Origin of the sequence: Pseudomonas sp. P116 (assembly GCF_020149425.1) — a bacterium.
In the GTDB taxonomy this organism is placed as follows: domain Bacteria; phylum Pseudomonadota; class Gammaproteobacteria; order Pseudomonadales; family Pseudomonadaceae; genus Aquipseudomonas; species Aquipseudomonas anatoliensis.
On the sequence record NZ_JACVHB010000002.1, the window covers coordinates 580,513 to 604,239 of the forward strand.

General features: G+C 59.1%; 21 protein-coding genes. 19 read left to right on the forward strand and 2 right to left on the reverse strand.

Annotation, left to right across the window (positions count from 1 at the left end; all coding sequences use genetic code 11):
• Positions 1–384, reverse strand: a complete 384-nt coding sequence (gene clpS / locus ICA15_RS09045; protein ID WP_042559854.1) for an ATP-dependent Clp protease adapter ClpS — start codon at positions 382–384, stop codon at positions 1–3.
• A 224-nt stretch (positions 385–608) separates the two neighbouring features.
• On the opposite strand from clpS, the gene ICA15_RS09050 reads away from it, so the two are divergent.
• Positions 609–890 (forward strand): cold shock domain-containing protein, encoded by a 282-nt coding sequence (locus tag ICA15_RS09050; protein ID WP_150615232.1) that lies wholly within the window; start codon positions 609–611, stop codon positions 888–890.
• A gap of 79 nt (positions 891–969) precedes the next feature.
• Here the strand turns inward: ICA15_RS09050 and icd are convergent, their stop codons facing one another.
• On the reverse strand, positions 970–2,226 hold the full coding sequence (gene icd, locus ICA15_RS09055; RefSeq protein WP_150597244.1) for an NADP-dependent isocitrate dehydrogenase: 1,257 nt from the start codon (positions 2,224–2,226) through the stop codon (positions 970–972).
• A 478-nt stretch (positions 2,227–2,704) separates the two neighbouring features.
• Here icd and ICA15_RS09060 point away from each other — a divergent pair, with 478 nt between their 5' ends.
• The 18 genes from ICA15_RS09060 to nuoJ all read left to right on the forward strand — a co-directional run bounded on the left by ICA15_RS09060 (position 2,705) and on the right by nuoJ (position 23,725).
• Positions 2,705–4,930 (forward strand): NADP-dependent isocitrate dehydrogenase, encoded by a 2,226-nt coding sequence (locus ICA15_RS09060; protein WP_150604218.1) that lies wholly within the window; start codon positions 2,705–2,707, stop codon positions 4,928–4,930.
• Between the two features lie 169 nt (positions 4,931–5,099).
• Entirely contained in the window at positions 5,100–5,546 is a 447-nt protein-coding gene (locus tag ICA15_RS09065; RefSeq protein WP_150604179.1) for an NUDIX hydrolase, read from the forward strand.
• Positions 5,547–5,605: 59 nt separating this feature from the next.
• Positions 5,606–6,730: a tRNA 2-thiouridine(34) synthase MnmA gene (mnmA, locus tag ICA15_RS09070; protein ID WP_150604178.1), complete on the forward strand. Its 1,125-nt coding sequence runs from the start codon at positions 5,606–5,608 to the stop codon at positions 6,728–6,730.
• On the forward strand, positions 6,727–7,350 hold the full coding sequence (hflD, locus tag ICA15_RS09075; protein WP_210553060.1) for a high frequency lysogenization protein HflD: 624 nt from the start codon (positions 6,727–6,729) through the stop codon (positions 7,348–7,350). The genes mnmA and hflD overlap by 4 nt, the downstream gene beginning before the upstream one ends.
• Before the next feature lie 126 nt (positions 7,351–7,476).
• Positions 7,477–8,847, forward strand: a complete 1,371-nt coding sequence (gene purB / locus ICA15_RS09080; RefSeq protein WP_150604176.1) for an adenylosuccinate lyase — start codon at positions 7,477–7,479, stop codon at positions 8,845–8,847.
• An 86-nt stretch (positions 8,848–8,933) separates the two neighbouring features.
• Positions 8,934–10,103, forward strand: coding sequence for a cupin domain-containing protein (locus ICA15_RS09085; protein WP_210553061.1), 1,170 nt, complete (start codon positions 8,934–8,936; stop codon positions 10,101–10,103).
• Positions 10,096–10,536, forward strand: coding sequence for a GNAT family N-acetyltransferase (locus ICA15_RS09090; protein WP_210553062.1), 441 nt, complete (start codon positions 10,096–10,098; stop codon positions 10,534–10,536). The genes ICA15_RS09085 and ICA15_RS09090 overlap by 8 nt, the downstream gene beginning before the upstream one ends.
• A 235-nt stretch (positions 10,537–10,771) precedes the next feature.
• Positions 10,772–11,524: a secretin N-terminal domain-containing protein gene (locus ICA15_RS09095; protein ID WP_150604174.1), complete on the forward strand. Its 753-nt coding sequence runs from the start codon at positions 10,772–10,774 to the stop codon at positions 11,522–11,524.
• 473 nt (positions 11,525–11,997) lie between these two features.
• The gene (aceA, locus tag ICA15_RS09100) at positions 11,998–13,323 is read left to right on the forward strand and encodes an isocitrate lyase (protein ID WP_033057066.1); all 1,326 of its coding nucleotides are present in this window, start codon (positions 11,998–12,000) and stop codon (positions 13,321–13,323) included.
• 669 nt (positions 13,324–13,992) lie between these two features.
• A complete protein-coding gene (locus ICA15_RS09105) occupies positions 13,993–14,406 on the forward strand; it encodes an NADH-quinone oxidoreductase subunit A (protein WP_003223812.1) in 414 nt (137 codons plus the stop codon).
• 10 nt (positions 14,407–14,416) lie between these two features.
• The gene (locus tag ICA15_RS09110) at positions 14,417–15,091 is read left to right on the forward strand and encodes a NuoB/complex I 20 kDa subunit family protein (RefSeq protein WP_042559865.1); all 675 of its coding nucleotides are present in this window, start codon (positions 14,417–14,419) and stop codon (positions 15,089–15,091) included.
• Positions 15,092–15,164: 73 nt separating this feature from the next.
• A complete protein-coding gene (gene nuoC, locus ICA15_RS09115) occupies positions 15,165–16,949 on the forward strand; it encodes an NADH-quinone oxidoreductase subunit C/D (protein ID WP_047302093.1) in 1,785 nt (594 codons plus the stop codon).
• 2 nt (positions 16,950–16,951) lie between these two features.
• Positions 16,952–17,449 carry an NADH-quinone oxidoreductase subunit NuoE gene (gene nuoE / locus ICA15_RS09120; RefSeq protein ID WP_042559867.1) on the forward strand — a complete coding sequence of 166 codons (498 nt, stop codon included), beginning with the start codon at positions 16,952–16,954 and terminating at the stop codon, positions 17,447–17,449.
• A complete protein-coding gene (gene nuoF / locus ICA15_RS09125) occupies positions 17,446–18,801 on the forward strand; it encodes an NADH-quinone oxidoreductase subunit NuoF (RefSeq protein WP_210553063.1) in 1,356 nt (451 codons plus the stop codon). The genes nuoE and nuoF overlap by 4 nt, the downstream gene beginning before the upstream one ends.
• A gap of 135 nt (positions 18,802–18,936) precedes the next feature.
• The gene (gene nuoG / locus ICA15_RS09130) at positions 18,937–21,651 is read left to right on the forward strand and encodes an NADH-quinone oxidoreductase subunit NuoG (RefSeq protein ID WP_210553064.1); all 2,715 of its coding nucleotides are present in this window, start codon (positions 18,937–18,939) and stop codon (positions 21,649–21,651) included.
• On the forward strand, positions 21,648–22,655 hold the full coding sequence (gene nuoH, locus ICA15_RS09135) for an NADH-quinone oxidoreductase subunit NuoH (RefSeq protein WP_064390680.1): 1,008 nt from the start codon (positions 21,648–21,650) through the stop codon (positions 22,653–22,655). Before nuoG ends, nuoH begins: the two co-directional genes overlap by 4 nt.
• Positions 22,656–22,666: 11 nt before the next feature.
• Entirely contained in the window at positions 22,667–23,215 is a 549-nt protein-coding gene (gene nuoI, locus ICA15_RS09140) for an NADH-quinone oxidoreductase subunit NuoI (protein WP_129394527.1), read from the forward strand.
• Positions 23,216–23,224: 9 nt separating this feature from the next.
• Positions 23,225–23,725 (forward strand): NADH-quinone oxidoreductase subunit J, encoded by a 501-nt coding sequence (gene nuoJ / locus ICA15_RS09145; protein WP_042559872.1) that lies wholly within the window; start codon positions 23,225–23,227, stop codon positions 23,723–23,725.
• Positions 23,726–23,727: the final 2 nt, after the last annotated feature.

Here is a 23,727-nt window from a genome sequence, read left to right on the forward strand (position 1 = left end):
TTAACCGTCCTTCTCGATTTCACAGAGTAGCGGATGCTGGCTTTCCCTGGCGTACTGGTTGACCTGCATGGCCTTTGTCTCGGCGATGTCGCGGGTAAACACTCCACATACTGCCCGTCCTTCTGTGTGAACGGCCAGCATGACCTTGGTCGCCAGCTCGCGATTCAGGTTAAAAAACACCTCGAGCACTTCGACGACGAAATCCATCGGTGTGTAGTCATCGTTGAACAAAACCACCTTGTACATCGGCGGCGCCTGTAACGCAGGCTTTGCTTCCTGAACAGCAACGCCCGCCGAATCGTCGTCGCGTTCCTCCGGGTGATCCTTTTGGAGAGTCGGGCGATCCTGATTGAATGTTAGTCGAATCTGGCTGATTGCATGCATGGAAAGAAAGGTTCGTCAGTTGTGCAAATACAGTGGTGGGGGCGGTTGTCCACGTTTTCAACTCCGACTGCCCGGTCACCTTGACTATCGGGAAAACGGTGTTACAACCAATAGAGCCCACAGTGGGTAAAAAAGATCCGCGGAGTCAATCCTTTTAACGGATTAGATTGCGGATGACTTGGATGATACTCCAGCGATGGAGTCTGTTGCAGAGGGATTTGAGCATGGCTGTCGGCAAGGTGAAATGGTTCAACAATGCCAAGGGGTTCGGTTTCATTAATACCGACGCCCGCGAAGGTCGCGATGAAGACGGCAAAGACATTGATTTCTTTGCGCACTACTCCGCCATCGAAATGGACGGGTACAAAACCCTCAAGGCAGGGCAAGTGGTGAAATTCGACATCGTGCAAGGCCCAAAAGGCTTGCACGCCGTGAAGATTGGAGCCGTCGATTCCGAAAAAGAAACGTCCCCCGTCGATGCCAAGCAACAAAAGGTAACCAGCTGACGCACAGCACCTTCGGCCATAAAAAAAACGCCCGGCTCGATTATTTCGAGCCGGGCGGTTTTGTTGCAGGGTGTTGCTCTTACATGTGCGAGATCAGCGCATCACCGAAGCCCGAAGACGAAACCAGCTTGGCCCCCTCCATCAGACGTTCGAAGTCATAGGTCACGGTCTTGGCGCTGATGGCGCCGTTGGTGCCCTTGATGATCAGATCCGCCGCCTCGGTCCAGCCCATGTGCCGCAGCATCATTTCTGCCGACAGAATCAACGAACCCGGGTTGACCTGGTCCTTGCCGGCATACTTCGGCGCGGTCCCGTGGGTGGCTTCGAACATCGCTACGGTGTCGGACAGGTTGGCGCCCGGCGCAATACCGATACCGCCCACTTCCGCTGCCAGGGCGTCGGAGAGGTAATCACCGTTGAGGTTCAGGGTCGCGATCACATCGTATTCGGCCGGGCGCAGCAGGATCTGCTGAAGCATGGCGTCGGCGATGGCGTCTTTGACCACAACGTTCTTGCCGGTTTTCGGGTTTTTGAACTGCATCCACGGGCCGCCGTCGAGCAGGGTCGCGCCGAACTCTTCAGCCGCCACCTCATAGGCCCACTCTTTGAAGGCACCTTCGGTGAACTTCATGATGTTGCCTTTGTGCACGATGGTCAGCGAATCGCGGTCGTTGTCGACCACATATTGCAGAGCCTTGCGCGCCAGACGCTTGGTACCTTCCAGGGAAACCGGCTTGACGCCGATGCCGCAGTTTTCGTCGAAACGGATCTTGGTGACGCCCATTTCTTCTTTAAGGAATTTGATGACCTTGGTCGCTTCCGGCGAACCGGCCTTCCACTCGATACCGGCGTAGATGTCTTCGGAGTTCTCGCGGAAAATCGTCATGTCGACGTCGCCAGGCTTTTTCACCGGGCTTGGCACGCCTTCGAACCAGCGCACCGGGCGCAGACAGACGTAGAGGTCGAGTTGCTGACGCAGGGCCACGTTCAGCGAGCGGATGCCGCCACCGACCGGAGTGGTCAGCGGGCCTTTGATGGAAACCACGTAATCCTTGACTGCGTCCAGGGTTTCCTGAGGCAGCCAGGTGTCCTGATCGTAAACCTGAGTGGCTTTTTCCCCGGCGTAGACTTCCATCCAGGAAATCTTGCGCTTGCCGCCGTATGCCTTTTGAACTGCAGCATCGACAACCTTGATCATCACCGGACTGATGTCGACACCAATGCCGTCACCTTCGATGAAGGGGATGATCGGGTTATCAGGAACATTGAGAGAATGGTCTGCATTGACGGAGATTTTGTCGCCGACGGCTGGAACCTGAATCTTCTTGTAACCCATGCTGAACTCCATTGTTTGGATTGAACATCTGGCTTGGTTCGAGCGTAACCCAGTTAAATCAACACGCAAACCCTCTGTTCGCGGCGCAGGCACATCTGGTTTCGTACAAGCCTGAAAGCAAAGGGAAAAGCGCCAAACTCAAGCATTCGCGACGACTCTACGCCCCACCCTGCCCTGCGACCTTTAGACCAATGGACGAGAATCGTTGCATATGAACCATCGGCAGATTGCCAGCTACCTATGTATAATGCCGGCCGCTGACCACAGGGTCACGACGGCTGGCCTGTCTAGAACGAGACTTTCCGCCCTATAGCCAGGTTGTTATCGCAACCTGACTGCTCGACGCTCAACGATGCACCCAACATCACCGCGAAGATTCTCGACATTCGGTTCATGGATGACTTTGAACGAACGCGCTTACCCGGCGCCCCTCGAGTTTCTGCGCACGCTTAGCAAAGAAGAGAGAGTTAATCCGAATATGCCCACCCGCTCGAAGATCATCTATACCTTCACCGACGAAGCCCCAGCCCTCGCCACCTATTCCCTGCTGCCGATCATCGAGGCCTACACCGCCTCGGCCGATATCGCCGTGGAAACCCGCGATATCTCTCTTGCAGCGCGCATCCTGGCCAGCTTCCCCGAGCAACTGGGTGACAAAGCCGTAGCCGACCACCTCGCCGAACTGGGCGACCTGGCCGTTACGCCTGAAGCCAACATCATCAAGCTGCCGAACATCAGTGCTTCGGTTCCTCAACTGCAAGCTGCGATCAAAGAGCTGCAAGCTCAGGGTTACAACCTGCCGGACTACCCGGAAACCGTGACCAGCGACGCCGACAAAGACGCCAAGGCGCGTTACGACAAGATCAAGGGCAGCGCCGTGAACCCGGTTCTGCGCGAAGGCAACTCCGATCGTCGTGCACCGCTGTCGGTCAAGAACTATGCGCGCAAGCACCCGCACAAAATGGGCGCCTGGGCCAAAGACTCCAAATCCCACGTCGCTCACATGAGCACCGGCGATTTCTACGGCAGCGAAAAAGCTGCCCTGATCGACGCCGCTGACGCTGTGAAAATCGAGCTGATCGCCAAAGACGGTACCGCTACCGTCCTGAAAGAAAAAACCACCGTTCAGGCTGGCGAGATTCTCGACTGCGCCGTGATGAGCAAAAACGCCCTGCGTTCGTTCATCGCTGCTGAAATCGAAAGCGCCAAGGCTCAAGGCGTGCTGCTCTCGGTTCACCTGAAAGCGACCATGATGAAGGTTTCCGACCCGATCATGTTCGGCCAGATCGTTGCCGAGTTCTATAAAGACGCACTGACCAAGCACGCTGACGTGCTGGCCCAGATCGGCTTCAACCTGAACAACGGCATCGGCGATCTGTACGCTCGCATCAAGGCCCTGCCGGCCGAGCAACAAGCGCAGATCGAAGCTGACATGGCAGCGGTCTACGCTGCGCGTCCGTCGCTGGCGATGGTCAACTCCGACAAAGGCATCACCAACCTGCACGTGCCGAGCGACGTTATCGTCGACGCCTCGATGCCGGCAATGATCCGTGACTCCGGCAAGATGTGGGGCACCGACGGTCAGTTGCACGACACCAAGGCTGTGATCCCGGATCGCTGCTACGCGACCATCTACCAGGCCGTGATCGAAGATTGCAAAGCCAACGGTGCTTTCGATCCGACCACCATGGGCAGCGTGCCAAACGTTGGCTTGATGGCTAAAAAAGCCGAAGAATACGGCTCCCACGACAAGACCTTCCAGATCAAGGCTGACGGCGTGGTTCGTGTGACCGACAGCAAGGGCACCCTGCTGATGGAACAGGCTGTTGAAGCCGGCGACATCTTCCGCATGTGCCAGACCAAAGACGCGCCGATCCAGGACTGGGTCAAACTGGCCGTCAACCGTGCTCGCGCCAGCAGCACTCCAGCGATTTTCTGGCTGGACCCAATGCGCGCTCACGATGGCGTAGTGATCGAGAAAGTTCAGGCTTACCTGAAGGATCACGACACCGCAGGTCTGGACATCCAGATCATGGCGCCGGTCGACGCAATGAAGTTCACCCTGCAGCGCACCCGCGATGGCAAGGACACCATCTCGGTGACCGGCAACGTACTGCGCGACTACCTGACTGACCTGTTCCCGATCATGGAACTGGGCACCAGCGCCAAGATGCTGTCGATCGTGCCGCTGATGAACGGCGGTGGCCTGTTCGAAACCGGCGCCGGCGGTTCGGCTCCGAAGCACGTGCAGCAACTGGTTGAAGAGAACTTCCTGCGTTGGGATTCGCTGGGTGAGTTCCTCGCCCTGGCAGCCTCGCTTGAGCATTTGGGTGTGAACTACAACAACCCGAAAGCACTGGTGCTGTCCAAGACCCTGGATCAGGCCACTGGCCAGTTCCTCGACAACAACAAGTCGCCATCGCGCAAAGTCGGCAACATCGACAACCGCGGCAGCCACTTCTATCTGGCGATGTACTGGGCTCAGGCTCTGGCTGCCCAGACCGAAGACGCTGCACTGCAAGCGCAGTTCGCGACGCTGGCCAAGACTCTGACCGAGAACGAGGCAACCATCGTTGCCGAGCTCAACGCCGTTCAGGGCAAGCCAGTCGACATCGGCGGTTACTACCACGCCAATGCCGAGCTGATCAGCAAGGCCATGCGCCCAAGCGCAACCCTCAACGCGGCGATTGCTGCGCTGGTTTAAGGTTGTAAAGGGAACATCACAAACCCCGGCCAAGTGCCGGGGTTTGTGTTTTTGGCGAAGATCAAAAGATCGCAGCCTTCGGCAGCTCCTACACCGGTCCTTGTAGGAGCTGCCGAAGGCTGCGATCTTTTGATCTTCAATGCGCTGAAGACTTTACCGAGGAAACCCTATGGAATGGCTCCCCCACATCACCGTCGCCACCATCGTCGAGGACAACGGTCGCTTTCTGATGGTCGAAGAGCACAAGGCCGGCCGTAACGTGCTCAACCAGCCCGCCGGTCATCTCGATCCGGACGAGACACTGATTGATGCCGCCATTCGTGAAACCCTCGAAGAAACCGGCTGGGACGTCGAACCCACCGGCGTGGTCGGCATTTACCTGTACACCGCACCCAGCAACGGCGTGACCTATCAACGCGTCTGCTTCGTCGCCAAAGCACTGAAACATCACCCGGATTATCAGCTCGACGACGGCATTGTCGGCGCCAAGTGGCTGACCCGCGACGAATTAATCGAGCAGCGCGAACACTGGCGCAGCGAGCTGATCATCCGTTGCATCGATGATTATCTGGCCGGCCATCACTTCGGCCTCGAATTGATCCGCCCTTCTCTTTAGCCTTGAGGCCGCGAGCCTGATAGAATCGCGTCCTTTTTAAAGACACTCATTGAATCCCTATGCGTGATCCAGCCCCTTCTGACACATCCAAGAAGCGCGTCATTGTCGGCATGTCCGGCGGCGTGGACTCTTCCGTTTCCGCTCTCCTGCTGATCGAGCAGGGCTACGCGGTGGAAGGCCTGTTCATGAAGAACTGGGAAGAAGACGACGGAACGGAATACTGCACCGCCATGGACGACCTGGCGGATGCCCAGGCTGTCTGCGACAAGATCGGCATCAAGCTGCACACCGCCAACTTCGCTGCCGAGTACTGGGACAACGTGTTCGAGCACTTCCTGGCCGAATACAAGGCAGGGCGCACGCCGAACCCGGACATCCTGTGTAACCGCGAGATCAAGTTCAAGGCGTTCCTCGACTACGCCATGATGCTCGGCGCCGACCTGATCGCCACCGGCCACTACGTGCGCCGCCGTGACATCGACGGCCGCACCGAGCTGCTCAAAGGCCTCGATGCGAACAAGGATCAAAGCTACTTCCTGCACGCCGTCGGCGGCGAACAGATCGCCAAGACTCTGTTCCCGGTCGGCGAGCTGGAAAAACCTGAAGTCCGCGCAATTGCCGAAAAATACGAGCTGGCCACTGCCAAGAAGAAGGATTCCACAGGGATCTGCTTCATCGGTGAACGGCGCTTCAGCGACTTTCTCAAGCAGTACCTGCCGGCACAGCCGGGCGAGATCAAGACCACCGAAGGCGAAGTCATCGGCCGTCACCACGGTTTGATGTACCACACCATCGGTCAGCGTCAGGGCCTGGGCATCGGCGGCCTGAAAGATGCCGGCGACGAGCCGTGGTACGTGCTGCGCAAGGATCTGGACACCAACGAGCTGATCGTCGGCCAGGGCAACAACCATCCGTGGTTGTTCTCCGGCGCCCTGCTCGCTTCGGAAATCTATTGGGTCAACCCGGTCGATCTGAGCCAGCCACGTCGCCTGACCGCCAAAGTGCGCTATCGCCAGAGCGATCAGGCCTGCACGCTGGAGCAGACTGCAACCGGCTACCGTGCCGTGTTCGATGAGCCGCAACGCGCGGTCACACCGGGCCAATCCGTGGTGTTCTATGACGGTGAAATCTGCCTCGGCGGCGGCGTGATCGAAGTCGCCGAGCCATGGAGCGGTCAGGCATGAGCCCGACTCAGGAGCAACTGACGGCGCTGGGCGGCGTATTTCTCGCCGCCGTGCTGGTCGACCGGATCGCCAAAAGCGGCCAGACCAGCGAAGCCGGCCTGACCTGCATGCTCGGCAGTCTGTTGGTACGCGACCCGAAAGACACGCTGGACGTGTACGGCGGCGACGACCTCAATCTGCGCGAAGGCTATCGTGCATTGATCGGCGCTCTCGAACGCGATCCGAGCACATTGCAGCGCGAACCGTTGCGCTATGCCCTGTCGATGCTCGGTCTTGAGCGCCAACTGGCCAAGCGCAACGACATGCTCGATGTGATCGGCAAGCGTCTGCCGCAGATCCAGTCGCAGGTCGAGCATTTCGGCCCGGCGCACGAAAACGTCATTGCCGCCTGCGGCGCGCTGTATCAGGACACCCTGAGCACGCTGCGCCAGCGCATTCAGGTGCACGGCGACATGCGCAACCTGCAGCAGCCGAGCAACGCCTCGAAGATTCGCGCCCTGCTGCTCGCCGGGATTCGCTCGGCGCGCCTGTGGCGTCAGCTCGGCGGCCATCGCTGGCAGTTGGTCGTCAGCCGGCGCAAGCTGCTCAAAGAGCTGTATCCGCTGATGCGCAGCGAGTAAATCGCCTGCAACAAATGCTTTGAAGTCTGTAACGCGTAATACGCCGGTCAGTTGGCAACGGACCGGCGGATTTTTTCATGTATGATACGCGCCCCATTTCGTTGCCCGACTGTCCGAGAACACCCCATGCAGCTTTCTTCGCTCACTGCGGTTTCCCCTGTTGACGGCCGCTACGCCGGCAAAACCCAGGCCCTGCGCCCGATTTTCAGCGAGTACGGTCTGATCCGTGCCCGTGTTCTGGTTGAAGTGCGCTGGCTCCAGCGCCTGGCCGCCCACGCTGGTATCCCTGAAGTGCCAGCCTTCTCCGCCGAGGCCAACGCCGTTCTCAATGAACTGGCTGAAAACTTCTCGCTGGAGCACGCCGAGCGCGTCAAAGAGATCGAGCGCACCACCAACCACGACGTCAAGGCGATCGAATACCTGCTCAAAGAGCAAGCCGCCAAGCTGCCTGAGCTGGCCGCTGTCAGCGAATTCATCCACTTTGCCTGCACCAGCGAGGACATCAACAACCTGTCCCACGCCCTGATGCTGCGCGAAGGCCGTGACGATGTAATGCTGCCGCTGATGCGTCAGACCGCTGAAGCCATCCGCGAGCTGGCAATCCGTTTCGCCGACGTGCCGATGCTGTCGCGCACCCACGGCCAACCAGCCTCCCCGACCACTCTGGGTAAAGAGCTGGCGAACGTGGTTTACCGCCTCGAGCGTCAAATCGCTCAAGTCGCTGCCGTTCCGCTGCTGGGCAAGATCAACGGCGCTGTCGGCAACTACAACGCTCACCTGTCGGCTTACCCGCAGATCGACTGGGAAGCTAACGCCCGCGCCTTCATCGAAGACGAGCTGGGTCTGGGTTTCAACCCGTACACCACTCAGATCGAGCCGCACGACTACATCGCCGAGCTGTTCGACGCCATTGCGCGCTTCAACACTATTCTGATCGACTTCGACCGTGACATCTGGGGCTACATCTCCCTGGGTTACTTCAAGCAGCGCACCATCGCTGGCGAAATCGGTTCGTCGACCATGCCGCACAAGGTCAATCCGATCGACTTCGAAAACTCCGAAGGCAACCTGGGCATCGCCAACGCGCTGTTCCAGCACCTGGCGAGCAAACTGCCAATCTCCCGCTGGCAACGCGACCTGACCGACTCCACCGTACTGCGTAACCTCGGTGTCGGCTTCGCCCACAGCGTGATCGCGTACGAAGCCAGCCTCAAAGGCATCAGCAAGCTTGAGCTGAATGCACAGAAGATCGCCGCTGATCTGGACGCTTGCTGGGAAGTTCTGGCTGAGCCAATCCAGACCGTGATGCGTCGCTACAACATCGAAAACCCGTACGAAAAGCTGAAAGAACTGACCCGCGGCAAGGGCATCAGCCCTGAAGCGTTGCAGACTTTCATCGACGGCCTGGACATGCCAGCCGAAGCGAAAGCCGAGCTGAAACAGCTGACCCCGGCCAACTACATCGGTAACGCTGTAGCGCAAGCCAAACGCATCTGATCGACCGCTTGAACCGTTTGAGACGCCCGGCCGCGCCGGGCGTTTTTATTCCCGTCTGAAAAGTGCTTTTTTTCAATAGGTTACATATGAATTCCGATATTCCTCTTCAACTTCTGGGCGGCATCACGGCGCGCGAATTCCTGCGCGACTACTGGCAGAAAAAGCCACTGCTGATCCGTCAGGCGATTCCTGACTTCGAGAGCCCGATCGACGCCGACGAACTGGCCGGCCTGGCCCTGGAAGAAGAAGTTGAATCGCGCCTGGTGATCGAGCACGGCGAGCGCTCATGGGAGCTGCGCCGCGGCCCGTTCGCTGAAGACGAATTCAGCAAATTGCCGGAAAAAGAGTGGACCCTGCTCGTTCAGGCAGTCGACCAGTTCGTTCCGGAAGTCAGCGAGCTGCTGGAAAGCTTCCGCTTTCTGCCGAGCTGGCGCGTCGACGACGTGATGATCAGTTACGCCGCCCCGGGTGGCAGCGTTGGCCCGCACTTCGACAACTACGACGTGTTCCTGCTGCAAGGTCACGGCAAGCGCAACTGGAAAATCGGCCAGATGTGCGATTCCGAGAGCCCGCTGCTGCAACACGCAGACCTGCGCATCCTCGCTGAATTCGAACAGACCGAAGAATGGGTTCTGGAACCGGGCGACATGCTTTACCTGCCGCCGCGCCTGGCCCACTGCGGTGTCGCTGTCGACAACTGCATGACCTACTCGGTCGGCTTCCGCGCACCAAGCGCATCCGAAGTGCTGACCCACTTCACCGACTTCCTCAGCCAGTTCCTGACCGATGAAGAGCGCTACACCGATGCCGACGCGCAGCCAGCCGTCGATCCGCATCAGATTCAACACGACGCACTGGATCGCCTGAAAAGCCTGCTCGCCGAACACATGAGCGACGAGCGCCTGCTGCTGACCTGGTTCGGCCAGTACATGACCGAGCCGCGTTACCCGGAACTGGTCGTCGGCCCGGAAGAAGTCGAGGAAGAAGACTTCCTCAGCGCCCTGCAGGATGGCGCCGTGTTGATCCGCAATCCAAGCGCACGTCTGGCGTGGTCGGAAGTCGATGACGACTTGCTGCTGTTCGCCAGCGGCCAGAGCCGTTACCTGCCGGGCAAACTGCGCGAGCTGCTGAAACTGATCTGCGCCGCAGATGCCTTGCATGTCGACAACCTCGGCGAGTGGCTGAACGACGAAGACGGTCGTGGCCTGCTGTGCGAGCTGGTCAAGCAAGGGAGCCTGGGGTTCGCCGATGAATAAGATTCGCGTACGTGTCGCAGATTGGCAAAAGGACATCGCCGAGATCCGCCGCATTCGTGAGACGGTATTCATCGCTGAGCAATCGGTGCCACCTGAGCTGGAGTGGGACGCGGATGACGCGAGCGCCGTGCACTTTCTGGCGTTTGAAGGCGACTTCCCGATCGGCACCGCACGACTGTTGCCCGACGGGCACATCGGCCGGGTGTCGGTGCTCAAAGACTGGCGCGGCATTAAGGTCGGTGATGCGCTGATGCAAGCGGTCATCGCTGAAGCTGAAGCGCGCGGTCTGAAACAGCAGATGCTCAGCGCTCAGGTGCAGGCCACGGCGTTTTATGAGCGCCTGGGTTTCAGCCTGGTCAGTGAGGAGTTCCTGGAAGCAGGGATTCCGCACGTTGATATGGTTCGCCATTCGGCCCAACCGCTAGCTGAATGAAACCTTGTGGCGAGGGGATTTATCCCCGATGGGGCGCGAAGCGGCCCTAAAATTTTGGGTCTGCTGCGCAGCCCATCGGGGATAAATCCCCTCGCCACAAGAGCAATATGCAAACTTCAGCAAACGCCCCGACATCCACCGATGCCGGGGCGTTTTGCTGTCTTGGATTCAACTTGCCCCACCCCGGGCCGACAAACTGGCAATATCAAGCCTTTCGAAAGCGGAGATAACGGACATGTCCCTACGCACCCTGCTCACCACCCTGCTGCTCGGCTGCAGTTTTTCGGTGATGGCAGCCACAGAAGTCGTCCCCCTCAAGTACCGCACCAGCGCCGACATGCTGCCGATGGCGCAAGACTTCATCGGCAAGGACGGCCAGGTCAGCGCCTATGGCAATCAACTGATCATCAAGGCCGAGCCGGACAAGATCGAGGAACTCAAGACGCTGATCACTCAGCTCGACACCGCGCCAAAACGCCTGCTGATCACTGTCGACACCAATGAAAACAACGGCCGTGGCGATGAAGGTTATTCGGTCAATGGCGCGCAGACCCGCATCATCAGCCGCAGCACCGCCAGCCGTGACGGCGGCGTCCAGCAAGTCCAGGCCACCGACGGCATGCCGGCGCTGATCCAGGTCGGCCAGAGCGTGCCGATCACCAGCAGCCAGAGCAACTCCTACGGCGATTACAACAGCCAGACCGAGTACCGCAACGTCACCCAGGGTTTCTACGTCACCGCCAGCGTCACCGGCGACATCGTTCACCTGGCAATCACGACCAATCGTGACCGTATGAGCCAGGAACGTCCCGATGTAGTGAACGTGCAAAGTACCGACACAACCGTCAGCGGACGCCTCGGCGAGTGGATCACTCTGGCCGGCGTGAATCGCCAGACTCAGGCCGACAAACAGGGCCTGGCCCGCAGCTACTCGACTCAAGGCCGGGATGACATGACCTTGAAGGTGAAAGTCGACGCGTTGGACTAAACCACCGAAAACTGACTGATTAGTCGTATTAGACGAAAGATGTAGTGCTTGAAAAAAAGCACTACAAAACGTTTGACGAGGCAAAAAAGCGAAGGCATGATGGCCTCGCTCCCGCTAATCAGAGGCCCTGGCAAGGGCCTTCGAAGCGATGTTCGCATCTACCCCGCGAACCGCTTCGTGTCTGTACCGCCCACAAGGTGTGTTTGACGAGGTTGCCGACTGGAACGAAGTTGTCCCGAGGGACGGAAGCGTAATTAGGTAACCCGGCTTCACGCTGTAGTTCGTACAAAGGCCCACGACGCCCGAATGCGCCCGCAGTCCGCCCTTACCTGTCACTTCCCCTCGAGCCCATCGTTCATCCCGTCGCCTACCCCGCCGAATCCGACTTGACCGCCTAAGCTTCTGGTCAGCGAGCGCAGGAATTTTCCACCGCAGAACAACTTTTCATAAAAGACGCGACGAGGTTTATCTCCATGGCACTGACACGCGAACAGCAAATTGCAGCCCTCGAAAAAGACTGGGCTGAAAACCCGCGCTGGAAAGGCGTGACCCGCGCTTACTCCGCTGCTGACGTCGTCCGCCTGCGTGGCTCGGTTCAACCTGAGCACACTTTTGCAAAACTCGGCGCCGAGAAGCTGTGGAACCTGGTCACCCAGGGTGCCAAGCCGTCCTTCCGTCCAGACAAAGATTTCGTCAACTGCATGGGCGCCCTGACCGGCGGCCAGGCTGTTCAGCAGGTCAAGGCCGGCATCCAGGCCATTTACCTGTCGGGCTGGCAAGTCGCTGCGGACAACAACTCCGCAGAATCGATGTACCCGGACCAGTCGCTGTACCCGGTGGACTCGGTTCCAACCGTGGTCAAGCGCATCAACAACTCGTTCCGTCGTGCTGACCAGATCCAGTGGAAAGCTGGCAAAGGCCCGGGCGACGAAGGCTACATCGACTACTTCGCGCCAATCGTGGCTGACGCCGAAGCCGGTTTCGGCGGCGTTCTGAACGCCTACGAGCTGATGAAGAGCATGATCGAAGCAGGCGCCGCCGGCGTTCACTTCGAAGACCAACTGGCTTCCGTGAAAAAATGCGGCCACATGGGCGGTAAAGTACTGGTTCCTACTCAGGAAGCCGTACAGAAGCTGACCGCTGCACGTCTGGCTGCTGACGTTGCCGGTACACCGACCATCATTCTGGCGCGTACCGATGCGAACGCTGCGGATCTGCTGACTTCCGATTGCGACCCGTACGACCAGCCGTTCGTGACTGGCGAGCGTACTCAGGAAGGCTTCTATAAGGTTCGTGCCGGTCTGGACCAGGCAATCGCCCGTGGCCTGGCTTACGCACCGTACGCCGACCTGATCTGGTGCGAAACCGCCAAACCGGATCTGGACGAAGCCCGTCGCTTTGCTGAAGCGATCAAGAAGGAATACCCGGACCAACTGCTGTCGTACAACTGCTCGCCTTCCTTCAACTGGAAGAAAAACCTGGACGACGCGACCATCGCCAAGTTCCAGCGCGAACTGTCCGCCATGGGCTACAAGCACCAGTTCATCACCCTGGCCGGCATTCACAACATGTGGCACAGCATGTTCAACCTGGCGCACGACTACGCCCGCAACGACATGACTGCCTACGTGAAGCTGCAAGAGCAGGAATTCGCTGACGCTTCCAAGGGTTACACCTTCGTGGCGCACCAGCAGGAAGTGGGCACCGGCTACTTCGACGACATGACCACCGTGATCCAGGGTGGCTCGTCCTCGGTAACCGCGCTGACCGGTTCGACCGAAGAAGAACAGTTCCACTGATTCTGCTTCGCCTGAGCAAACGGCCGTTGCGGACCGAATAAAAGCTAACCGCAGCGCTGCACATCTGACGCCCCGACTGGTTCGGGGCGTTTTTTTGCCTGCAGAAACCGCGCCCCCTCCCCCCTGTAGGAGCTGCCGAAGGCTGCGATCTTTTGATCTTGCTTTTGATGTTGAAAGCCCAAAGTCAAAAGATCGCAGCCTTCGGCAGCTCCTGCAGAGGGGTGGCGATTCCTCGGACATCACAAACCCGTGCCAGACCTTTCTGAAAAAACATTGATCCAGAGCCGTATGGGCGTAGGAAAAATCAGCTAAAACGGACGCCGCCGCTACTTGCAGTAACGGGTATATAAGACAACTTCCCAACTACTGCGCCGCAAAATAGTTACAAAACCACCACAAACGATATTAATTATCATTCAGCCATAACTATGTTCGTTACATTCCCGACAAAACATTATTCATTGAAACCCGGCTAATGCCCGCAACGCATGGGCCTCAGGGCATTCGAGGTGCGCTATGTCCTTATTCCAATAAATAATTTCGCTATAGGAATTTTACTTGCTGGGTGTTTAGCCATAAAATCAGCGCGATTGATTGCTGCGACATATCGTCACTGCCTATTTCTTTATCAAGCTCAGAGACCTTTGCTCTCTGTTAAGGATTACCAGCATGCCCGAAGCGACAGGACTCATGGCCCACAACTGGGGCTTTGCCATTTTCCTTCTGGGTGTCGTCGGCCTGTGTGCCTTCATGCTTGGCGTTTCCAGCCTCCTCGGGTCAAAAGCCTGGGGCCGCAGCAAAAACGAACCGTTCGAGTCGGGCATGCTACCTACCGGTGGCGCCCGCTTGCGGCTCTCAGCCAAATTCTATCTGGTCGCGATGCTCTTCGTGATCTTCGATATCGAAGCCCTCTTTCTCTTTGCATGGTCTGTGTCCGTCCGCGAAAGCGGCTGGACCGGATTCGTCGAAGCTCTCGTTTTCATAGCAATTCTGTTGGCAGGTCTTGTCTACCTGTTCCGAGTGGGCGCCCTTGACTGGGCTCCGGAAGCTCGTCGCAAGCGGCAGGCGAAGCTGAAACAATGAGGCTTTGGCAATGCAATACAATCTCACCAGGATCGACCCCGATGCTCCTAACGATCAGTACCCGATCGGCGAACGGGAAACCGTTTCCGATCCGTTAGAAGATCAAGTTCACAAAAACATTTTCATGGGCAAGCTCGAAGACGTGCTGAGTGGCGCGGTCAACTGGGGACGTAAAAACTCCCTGTGGCCGTACAACTTCGGCCTGTCGTGCTGCTATGTGGAAATGACCACCGCCTTCACGGCGCCCCACGACATCGCGCGCTTTGGCGCCGAAGTTATCCGGGCATCGCCGCGTCAGGCCGACTTCATGGTTATCGCCGGTACCTGCTTCATCAAGATGGCGCCGATCATTCAGCGTCTCTACGAGCAAATGCTCGAACCGAAATGGGTTATCTCCATGGGTTCGTGCGCCAACTCCGGTGGCATGTACGACATCTACTCCGTGGTTCAAGGGGTGGACAAGTTCCTGCCGGTGGACGTCTACGTACCTGGCTGCCCGCCCCGTCCAGAAGCATTTCTGCAAGGCTTGATGCTGTTGCAGGAATCGATTGGCAAGGAGCGTCGCCCGCTTTCCTGGGTCGTTGGTGATCAAGGCGTTTATCGCGCCGACATGCCTTCGCAGAAGGAACAGCGCCGCGAACAGCGAATCGCAGTGACCAACCTGCGCAGCCCTGACGAAGTCTGATCCAGATCTGTTCTTACAAAGAAACGAGAAGCTGGCTTCATTCTTTACGTTGACCGAAAGCGAATAAATAACCATGACTACAGGCAGCGCTCTGTACATCCCGCCTTATAAGGCAGACGACCAGGATGTGGTCGTTGAATTGAATAACCGTTTTGGCCCGGAGGCGTTCACCGCCCAGCCAACCCGCACCGGCATGCCGGTGCTGTGGGTGGCGCGTGCCAGACTCGTCGAAGTCCTGACTTTCCTGCGCAACCTGCCCAAGCCGTACGTCATGCTCTATGACCTGCACGGCGTGGACGAGCGTCTGCGCACCAAGCGTCAAGGGCTGCCATCGGACGCCGAGTTCACCGTGTTCTATCACCTCATGTCGCTTGAGCGTAATAGTGACGTGATGATCAAGGTCGCTTTGTCCGAGAGCGACCTGAGCTTGCCGACCGTCACCAGCATCTGGCCGAACGCCAACTGGTACGAGCGTGAAGTCTGGGACATGTACGGCATCGACTTCAAAGGCCACCCGCACCTGTCGCGAATCATGATGCCGCCGACCTGGGAAGGTCACCCGCTGCGCAAGGACTTCCCGGCGCGCGCCACCGAATTCGATCCGTACAGCCTCAACCTCGCCAAGCAGCAGCTTGAGGAAGAAGCAGCACGCTTCCGTCCTGAAGACTGGGGCATGAAGCGTTCCGGTGTGAACGAGGACTATATGTTCCTCAACCTGGGCCCGAACCACCCTTCGGCTCACGGTGCGTTCCGCATCATTCTGCAACTGGACGGTGAAGAAATCGTCGACTGCGTTCCGGACATCGGTTACCACCACCGTGGCGCCGAGAAGATGGCCGAGCGTCAGTCGTGGCACAGTTTCATTCCGTACACCGACCGTATCGACTACCTCGGCGGCGTGATGAACAACCTGCCGTACGTGCTCTCGGTCGAGAAGCTGGCCGGCATCAAGGTGCCTGAGAAGGTCGACGTCATCCGCATCATGATGGCCGAGTTCTTCCGGATCACCAGCCACCTGCTGTTCCTGGGTACGTACATCCAGGACGTTGGCGCAATGACCCCGGTGTTCTTCACCTTCACCGACCGCCAGAAGGCGTACACGGTGATCGAAGCCATTACCGGTTTCCGTCTGCACCCGGCCTGGTACCGCATCGGTGGCGTTGCCCACGACCTGCCGCGCGGCTGGGAAAAACTGGTGAAAGACTTTGTTGAATGGCTGCCAAAACGCCTCGACGAATACACCAAGGCTGCCCTGCAGAACAGCATCCTCAAGGGTCGTACCATCGGCGTTGCCGCCTACAACACCAAAGAGGCCCTGGAATGGGGCGTTACCGGTGCAGGCCTGCGTTCGACCGGTTGCGATTTCGACCTGCGTAAAGCGCGTCCGTACTCCGGCTACGAGAACTTCGAGTTCGAAGTACCACTGGCCGCCAATGGCGATGCCTACGACCGCTGCATGGTGCGCGTTGAAGAGATGCGCCAAAGCATCAAGATCATCGACCAGTGCATGCGCAACATGCCGGAAGGCCCGTACAAGGCGGATCACCCGCTGACCACGCCGCCGCCCAAAGAGCGCACGCTGCAGCACATCGAAACCTTGATCACGCACTTCCTGCAAGTTTCGTGGGGTCCGGTCATGCCGGCCAACGAATCCTTCCAGATGATCGAAGCGACCAAGGGCATCAACAGTTATTACCTGACGAGCGACGGCGGCACCATGAGCTACCGTACCCGGATCCGCACTCCAAGCTTCCCGCATCTGCAACAGATCCCTTCGGTGATCAAAGGCAGCATGGTCGCGGACTTGATTGCGTACCTGGGTAGTATCGACTTCGTTATGGCCGACGTGGACCGCTAAGCATGAACAGCACGCTTATCCAGACAGACCGTTTCACCTTGAGTGAAACCGAGCGCTCGGCCATCGAGCACGAGCTGCATCACTACGAAGACCCGCGCGCGGCGTCGATCGAAGCCCTGAAGATCGTTCAGAAAGAACGTGGCTGGGTGCCGGATGGCGCCCTGTACGCGATCGGCGAGATGCTCGGCATCCCGGCCAGCGATGTTGAAGGTGTGGCGACGTTCTATAGCCAGATCTTCCGTCAGCCCGTCGGCCGTCACATCATTCGCGTCTGCGACAGCATGGTCTGCTACATCGGCGGCCACGAGTCGGTGGTCAGCGAAATCCAGAACAATCTGGGCATCGGCCTGGGTCAGACCACCACCGACGGTCGTTTCACCCTGCTGCCTGTCTGCTGCCTCGGCAACTGCGACAAGGCACCGGCGCTGATGATCGACGACGACACCTTTGGTGATGTGCAGCCTGCTGGCGTCGCCAAACTGCTCGAGGGCTACGTATGACCCTGACATCTTTCGGTCCTGCCAACCGCATTCAGCGGTCGGCCGAGACTCACCCGCTGACCTGGCGTCTGCGTGACGACGGCGAAGCCGTGTGGCTCGACGAGTACCAGGCCAAGAACGGTTACGCCGCTGCGCGCAAAGCCTTCGCCGACATGGATCAGGACGCCATTGTCCAGACCGTGAAAGACGCAGGCCTCAAAGGTCGCGGCGGTGCAGGCTTCCCCACTGGCGTTAAGTGGGGCCTGATGCCCAAAGACGAATCCATCAACATCCGCTACCTGCTGTGCAACGCGGATGAAATGGAGCCGAACACCTGGAAAGACCGCATGCTGATGGAGCAACTGCCCCATCTGCTGATCGAAGGCATGCTGATCAGTGCCCGCGCGCTGAAAACCTACCGTGGCTACATCTTCCTGCGTGGCGAGTACACCACCGCCGCCAAGCACCTCAACCGTGCCGTGGAAGAAGCCAAGGCAGCAGGCCTTCTGGGCAAGAACATTCTGGGCTCAGGCTTCGATTTCGAACTGTTCGTGCACACCGGCGCCGGGCGTTACATCTGCGGTGAAGAAACCGCACTGATCAACTCCCTCGAAGGCCGCCGCGCCAACCCGCGCTCCAAGCCGCCCTTCCCTGCCGCCGTCGGCGTGTGGGGCAAGCCGACTTGCGTGAACAACGTCGAAACCCTGTGCAACGTGCCGGCGATCATTGCCGACGGCGTTGACTGGTACAAATCGTTGGCCCGCGAAGGCTCTGAAGACATGGGCACCAAGCTCATGGGCTTCTCCGGCAAGGTCAAGAATCCGGGTCTGTGGGAATTGCCATTCGGCGTTACCGGTCGCGAGTTGTTCGAAGACTACGCCGGCGGCATGCGCGACGGTTTCAAACTCAAGGCCTGGCAGCCAGGCGGGGCCGGTACCGGTTTCCTCCTGCCTGAGCACCTCGACGCACAAATGTACGCCGGCGGCATCGCCAAAGTGGGCACCCGTATGGGTACCGGCCTGGCGATGGCGGTGGATGACAGCGTCAACATGGTCTCGCTGCTGCGCAACATGGAGCAGTTCTTTGCCCGTGAGTCGTGCGGCTTCTGCACCCCCTGCCGTGATGGTTTGCCATGGAGCGTCAAGCTCTTGATGGCCATCGAAGAAGGCCGTGGTCAGCCAGGCGATATCGAGACCCTGCTGGGTCTGGTCGGTTTCCTCGGCCCGGGCAAGACCTTCTGTGCTCACGCACCGGGTGCCGTGGAGCCGTTGGGCAGTGCCATCAAATACTTCCGTCCAGAGTTCGAAGCCGGTATCGCGCCTGTCAGCGCCGCCGTCCCGCCTCTGGCAAGGCCGATCGTAATCGGCCCGTAAACGCTTAATAAAGGTGAAGGGCCCGTGCTCTTCATCTCCTGCGATGACGCCTTTCGAGGCTGGTTTGATTCGCACGGATAACAAGATTCCATTAGCCACGCCCGCTGACACCGGGCCAACGAAGACCTTTGAACCATGGCCACTATCCACGTAGACGGCAAAGCGCTCGAAGTCGACGGGGCAGACAACCTGTTACAGGCATGTCTGTCGCTGGGCCTCGACATTCCATATTTCTGCTGGCACCCCGCGCTAGGTAGCGTCGGGGCTTGCCGCCAGTGCGCGGTCAAGCAGTACACCGACGAGAACGACACCCGTGGTCGCATCGTCATGTCGTGCATGACCCCTGCCACCGACAACACCTGGATCTCCATCGAAGATGAAGAATCCAAGGCGTTCCGCGCCAGTGTTGTCGAATGGCTGATGACCAACCACCCGCACGACTGCCCTGTGTGCGAAGAAGGCGGTCATTGCCACCTGCAAGACATGACAGTGATGACCGGCCACAACGAGCGCCGTTATCGCTTCACCAAACGCACCCACCAGAACCAGCAACTGGGCCCGTTCATTTCCCACGAAATGAACCGCTGCATCGCTTGCTACCGCTGTGTGCGTTTCTACAAAGACTACGCTGGCGGCACCGACCTCGGTGTGTTCGGCGCCCACGACAACGTGTACTTCGGTCGCGTCGAAGACGGCACCCTCGAAAGCGAGTTCTCCGGCAACCTCACCGAGGTCTGCCCGACCGGTGTGTTCACCGACAAGACTCACTCCGAGCGTTACAACCGCAAGTGGGACATGCAGTTCTCGCCGAGCATCTGCCATGGCTGCTCGAGCGGTTGCAACATCTCCCCGGGCGAGCGTTACGGCGAACTGCGTCGCATCGAAAACCGTTTCAACGGTTCGGTGAACCAGTACTTCCTGTGCGACCGTGGCCGTTTCGGTTATGGCTACGTCAACCGCACCGACCGTCCACGTCAGCCGCTGCTGGCCGACGGCACCAAGCTGAGCCTCGACGCTGCGCTGGATAAAGCCGCCGATCTGCTGCGCGGTCGCAACATCGTCGGTATCGGTTCGCCGCGTGCCAGCCTTGAAAGCAACTACGCGTTGCGTGAACTGGTAGGCGCCGAACACTTCTACTCGGGTATCGAAGCGGCCGAACTGGAGCGCATCCGTCTGGTTCTGCAAGTGCTCAATGACAGCCCGCTGCCAGTACCGAACATGCGTGACATCGAAGACCACGACGCCATTTTCGTGCTCGGTGAAGACCTGACCCAGACCGCCGCCCGTATGGCGTTGTCGCTGCGTCAGTCGGTCAAGGGCAAAGCCGAAGAAATGGCCGACGCCATGCGCGTCCAGCCATGGCTCGACGCCGCGGTGAAAAACATCGGTCAGCACGCGCTGAACCCGCTGTTCATTGCCAGTCTGGCTGAAACCAAGCTCGACGACATCGCCGAAGAATGCGTTCACGCGGCTCCCGACGATCTGGCGCGTATCGGTTTCGCCGTGGCTCACGCTCTGGATGCCAGCGCCCCTGCCGTTGAAGGTCTGGACGCTGAAGCACTGGAACTGGCCAAGCGCATTGCTGATGCCCTGCTCGCCGCCAAGCGTCCGCTGATCATCGCCGGTACTTCGCTGGGTTCAAAAGCCCTGATCGAGGCTGCGGCCAACATCGCCAAAGCCCTGAAGCTGCGCGAGAAGAACGGTTCCATCAGCCTGATCGTGCCGGAAGCCAACAGCCTCGGCTTGGCGATGCTCGGTGGCGAATCGGTCGACGCTGCGCTGCAAGCAGTGATCGATGGCAAGGCCGACGCTATCGTCGTGCTGGAAAACGATCTCTACACCCGCACCGCCAAGGACAAGGTCGATGCAGCCCTGAACGCCGCGAAAGTGGTGATCGTCGCTGACCATCAGAAGACCGCTACCAGCGACCGCGCGCATCTGGTTCTGCCAGCCGCCAGCTTCGCTGAAGGCGACGGTACTTTGGTAAGCCAGGAAGGTCGCGCCCAGCGCTTCTTCCAGGTTTTCGATCCGCAATACCTGGACGCGAGCATTCTGGTGCACGAAGGCTGGCGCTGGTTGCACGCCTTGCGCGCCACCTTGCTGAATCAGCCGATCGACTGGACGCAACTCGACCACGTCACCGCTGCCGTTGCTTCGAGCACCGCGCAACTGGCGCGTATCGTCGATGCTGCGCCGTCTGCCGCATTCCGCATCAAGGGTCTGAAACTGGCGCGTGAGCCGCTGCGTTACTCCGGTCGCACCGCGATGCGCGCCGACATCAGCGTTCACGAACCACGCACGCCGCAAGACAAAGACACCGCGTTCTCTTTCTCCATGGAAGGTTACTCGGGCTCTGCCGAACCGCGTCAGCAAGTGCCGTTTGCCTGGTCGCCGGGCTGGAACTCGCCGCAAGCCTGGAACAAGTTCCAGGACGAAGTCGGTGGTCACATCCGCGCTGGCGACCCGGGCACCCGCCTGATCGAAAGCACGGGCGATTCGCTGAACTGGTTCGCTGCTGCTCCGCGTGCGTTCAACCCGACGCCGGGCACCTGGCAAGCCGTGCCGTTCTTCCACCTGTTCGGCAGCGAAGAGAACTCTTCGAAAGCCGCGCCGGTTCAGGAACGCATTCCGGCGGCTTACGTTGCACTGGCCAAATCCGAAGCGGATCGCCTAGGCGTCAACGAAGGTGCACTGCTGAGCCTGAACGTGGCCGGTCAGACCCTGCGTCTGCCGCTGCGCATCAATGAAGAACTGGGCGCAGGTCTGGTGGCATTGCCTGCGGGCATCGCCGGCATTCCACCGGCATTCGCCGGCGTATCCGTCGACGGTCTGCAGGAGGCAGCGCAATGACCTGGTTCACCCCTGAAGTGATCGATGTGATCCTGACGGTCGTCAAAGCCATCGTGATTCTGCTGGCCGTTGTGGTCGCGGGCGCGTTACTCAGCTTTGTCGAACGTCGCCTGCTGGGCTGGTGGCAGGACCGTTACGGTCCGAACCGCGTTGGCCCGTTTGGCATGTTCCAGATCGCTGCCGACATGCTGAAGATGTTCTTCAAGGAAGACTGGACGCCACCGTTTGCCGACAAGGTGATCTTCACCCTGGCACCGGTTGTGGCCATGTCGGCCTTGCTGATTGCGTTCGCGATCATCCCGATCACCCCGACCTGGGGTGTCGCGGATCTGAACATCGGCCTGCTGTTCTTCTTTGCCATGGCCGGTCTGTCGGTCTACGCAGTGCTGTTCGCCGGCTGGTCGAGTAACAACAAGTTCGCCCTGCTGGGTGCCTTGCGTGCCTCGGCGCAGACCGTGTCCTACGAAGTGTTCATGGGCCTGGCCCTGATGGGCATCGTGGTGCAGGTCGGCTCGTTCAACATGCGCGACATCGTCGAGTACCAGGCGCAAAACCTGTGGTTCATCATTCCGCAGTTCTTCGGCTTCTGTACTTTCTTCATCGCTGGCGTCGCCGTGACTCACCGTCACCCGTTCGACCAGCCGGAAGCGGAACAGGAACTGGCTGACGGTTACCACATTGAATACGCCGGCATGAAATGGGGCATGTTCTTCGTTGGCGAATACATCGGCATCATCTTGATCTCGGCGCTGCTGGTCACCCTGTTCTTCGGTGGCTGGCACGGTCCGTTCGGCATCCTGCCGCAACTGTCGTTCCTGTGGTTCGCCCTGAAGACCGCGTTCTTCATCATGCTGTTCATCCTGCTGCGCGCCTCTATCCCGCGTCCGCGTTATGACCAGGTGATGGACTTCAGCTGGAAATTCTGCCTGCCACTGACCCTGATCAATTTGCTGGTGACCGCTGCGGTCGTGTTGTGGAACACGCCCGCAGTTGCGGTTCAGTGAGGATTTGACCCATGTTCAAATATATTGGCGACATCATTAAGGGTACCGGTACCCAGTTGCGCAGCCTGGTCATGGTCTTCGGCCATGGCTTTCGCAAGCGCGACACCCTGCAATATCCGGAAGAAGCGGTCTACCTGCCACCACGCTACCGTGGTCGCATCGTCCTGACCCGCGACCCCGATGGCGAAGAACGCTGCGTAGCCTGCAACCTGTGCGCCGTGGCGTGCCCGGTGGGTTGCATCTCGCTGCAGAAAGCTGAAACCGAAGACGGTCGCTGGTACCCGGACTTCTTCCGTATCAACTTCTCGCGCTGCATTTTCTGCGGTCTCTGCGAGGAAGCCTGTCCGACCACCGCAATCCAGCTGACACCGGATTTCGAGATGGCCGAGTTCAAACGTCAGGACCTGGTGTACGAGAAAGAAGATCTTTTGATCTCCGGCCCCGGCAAAAACCCTGATTACAACTTCTATCGTGTTGCAGGTATGGCAATCGCTGGCAAGCCGAAAGGCGCTGCACAGAACGAAGCCGAACCGATCAACGTGAAGAGCTTGCTGCCTTAAGGAAGAACGATGGAATTCGCTTTCTATTTCGCATCGGGTATCGCGGTTGTGGCCACGCTTCGTGTGGTCACCAACACCAACCCTGTGCACGCCCTGCTCTACCTGATCATCTCGTTGATCGCCGTGGCCATGACCTTCTTTGCACTCGGCGCTCCATTCGCCGGCGTGCTGGAAGTGATCGCCTACGCTGGCGCCATCATGGTGCTGTTCGTGTTCGTGGTAATGATGCTCAACCTCGGCCCCGCCGCGGTTCAGCAGGAACGCGTCTGGCTCAAGCCCGGTATCTGGGCCGGACCGGTAATTCTCGCCGGTCTGCTGCTGGCCGAATTGCTGTATGTGCTGTTCGCTCACCAGAGCGGCCAGGCCATCGGCCACACCACCGTCGATGCAAAAGCCGTGGGCATCAGCCTGTTCGGCCCGTATCTGCTGGTGGTCGAACTCGCCTCGATGCTGCTGCTTGCCGCAGCCGTCACGGCGTTCCATTTGGGCCGCAACGAGGCGACGGAGTAACT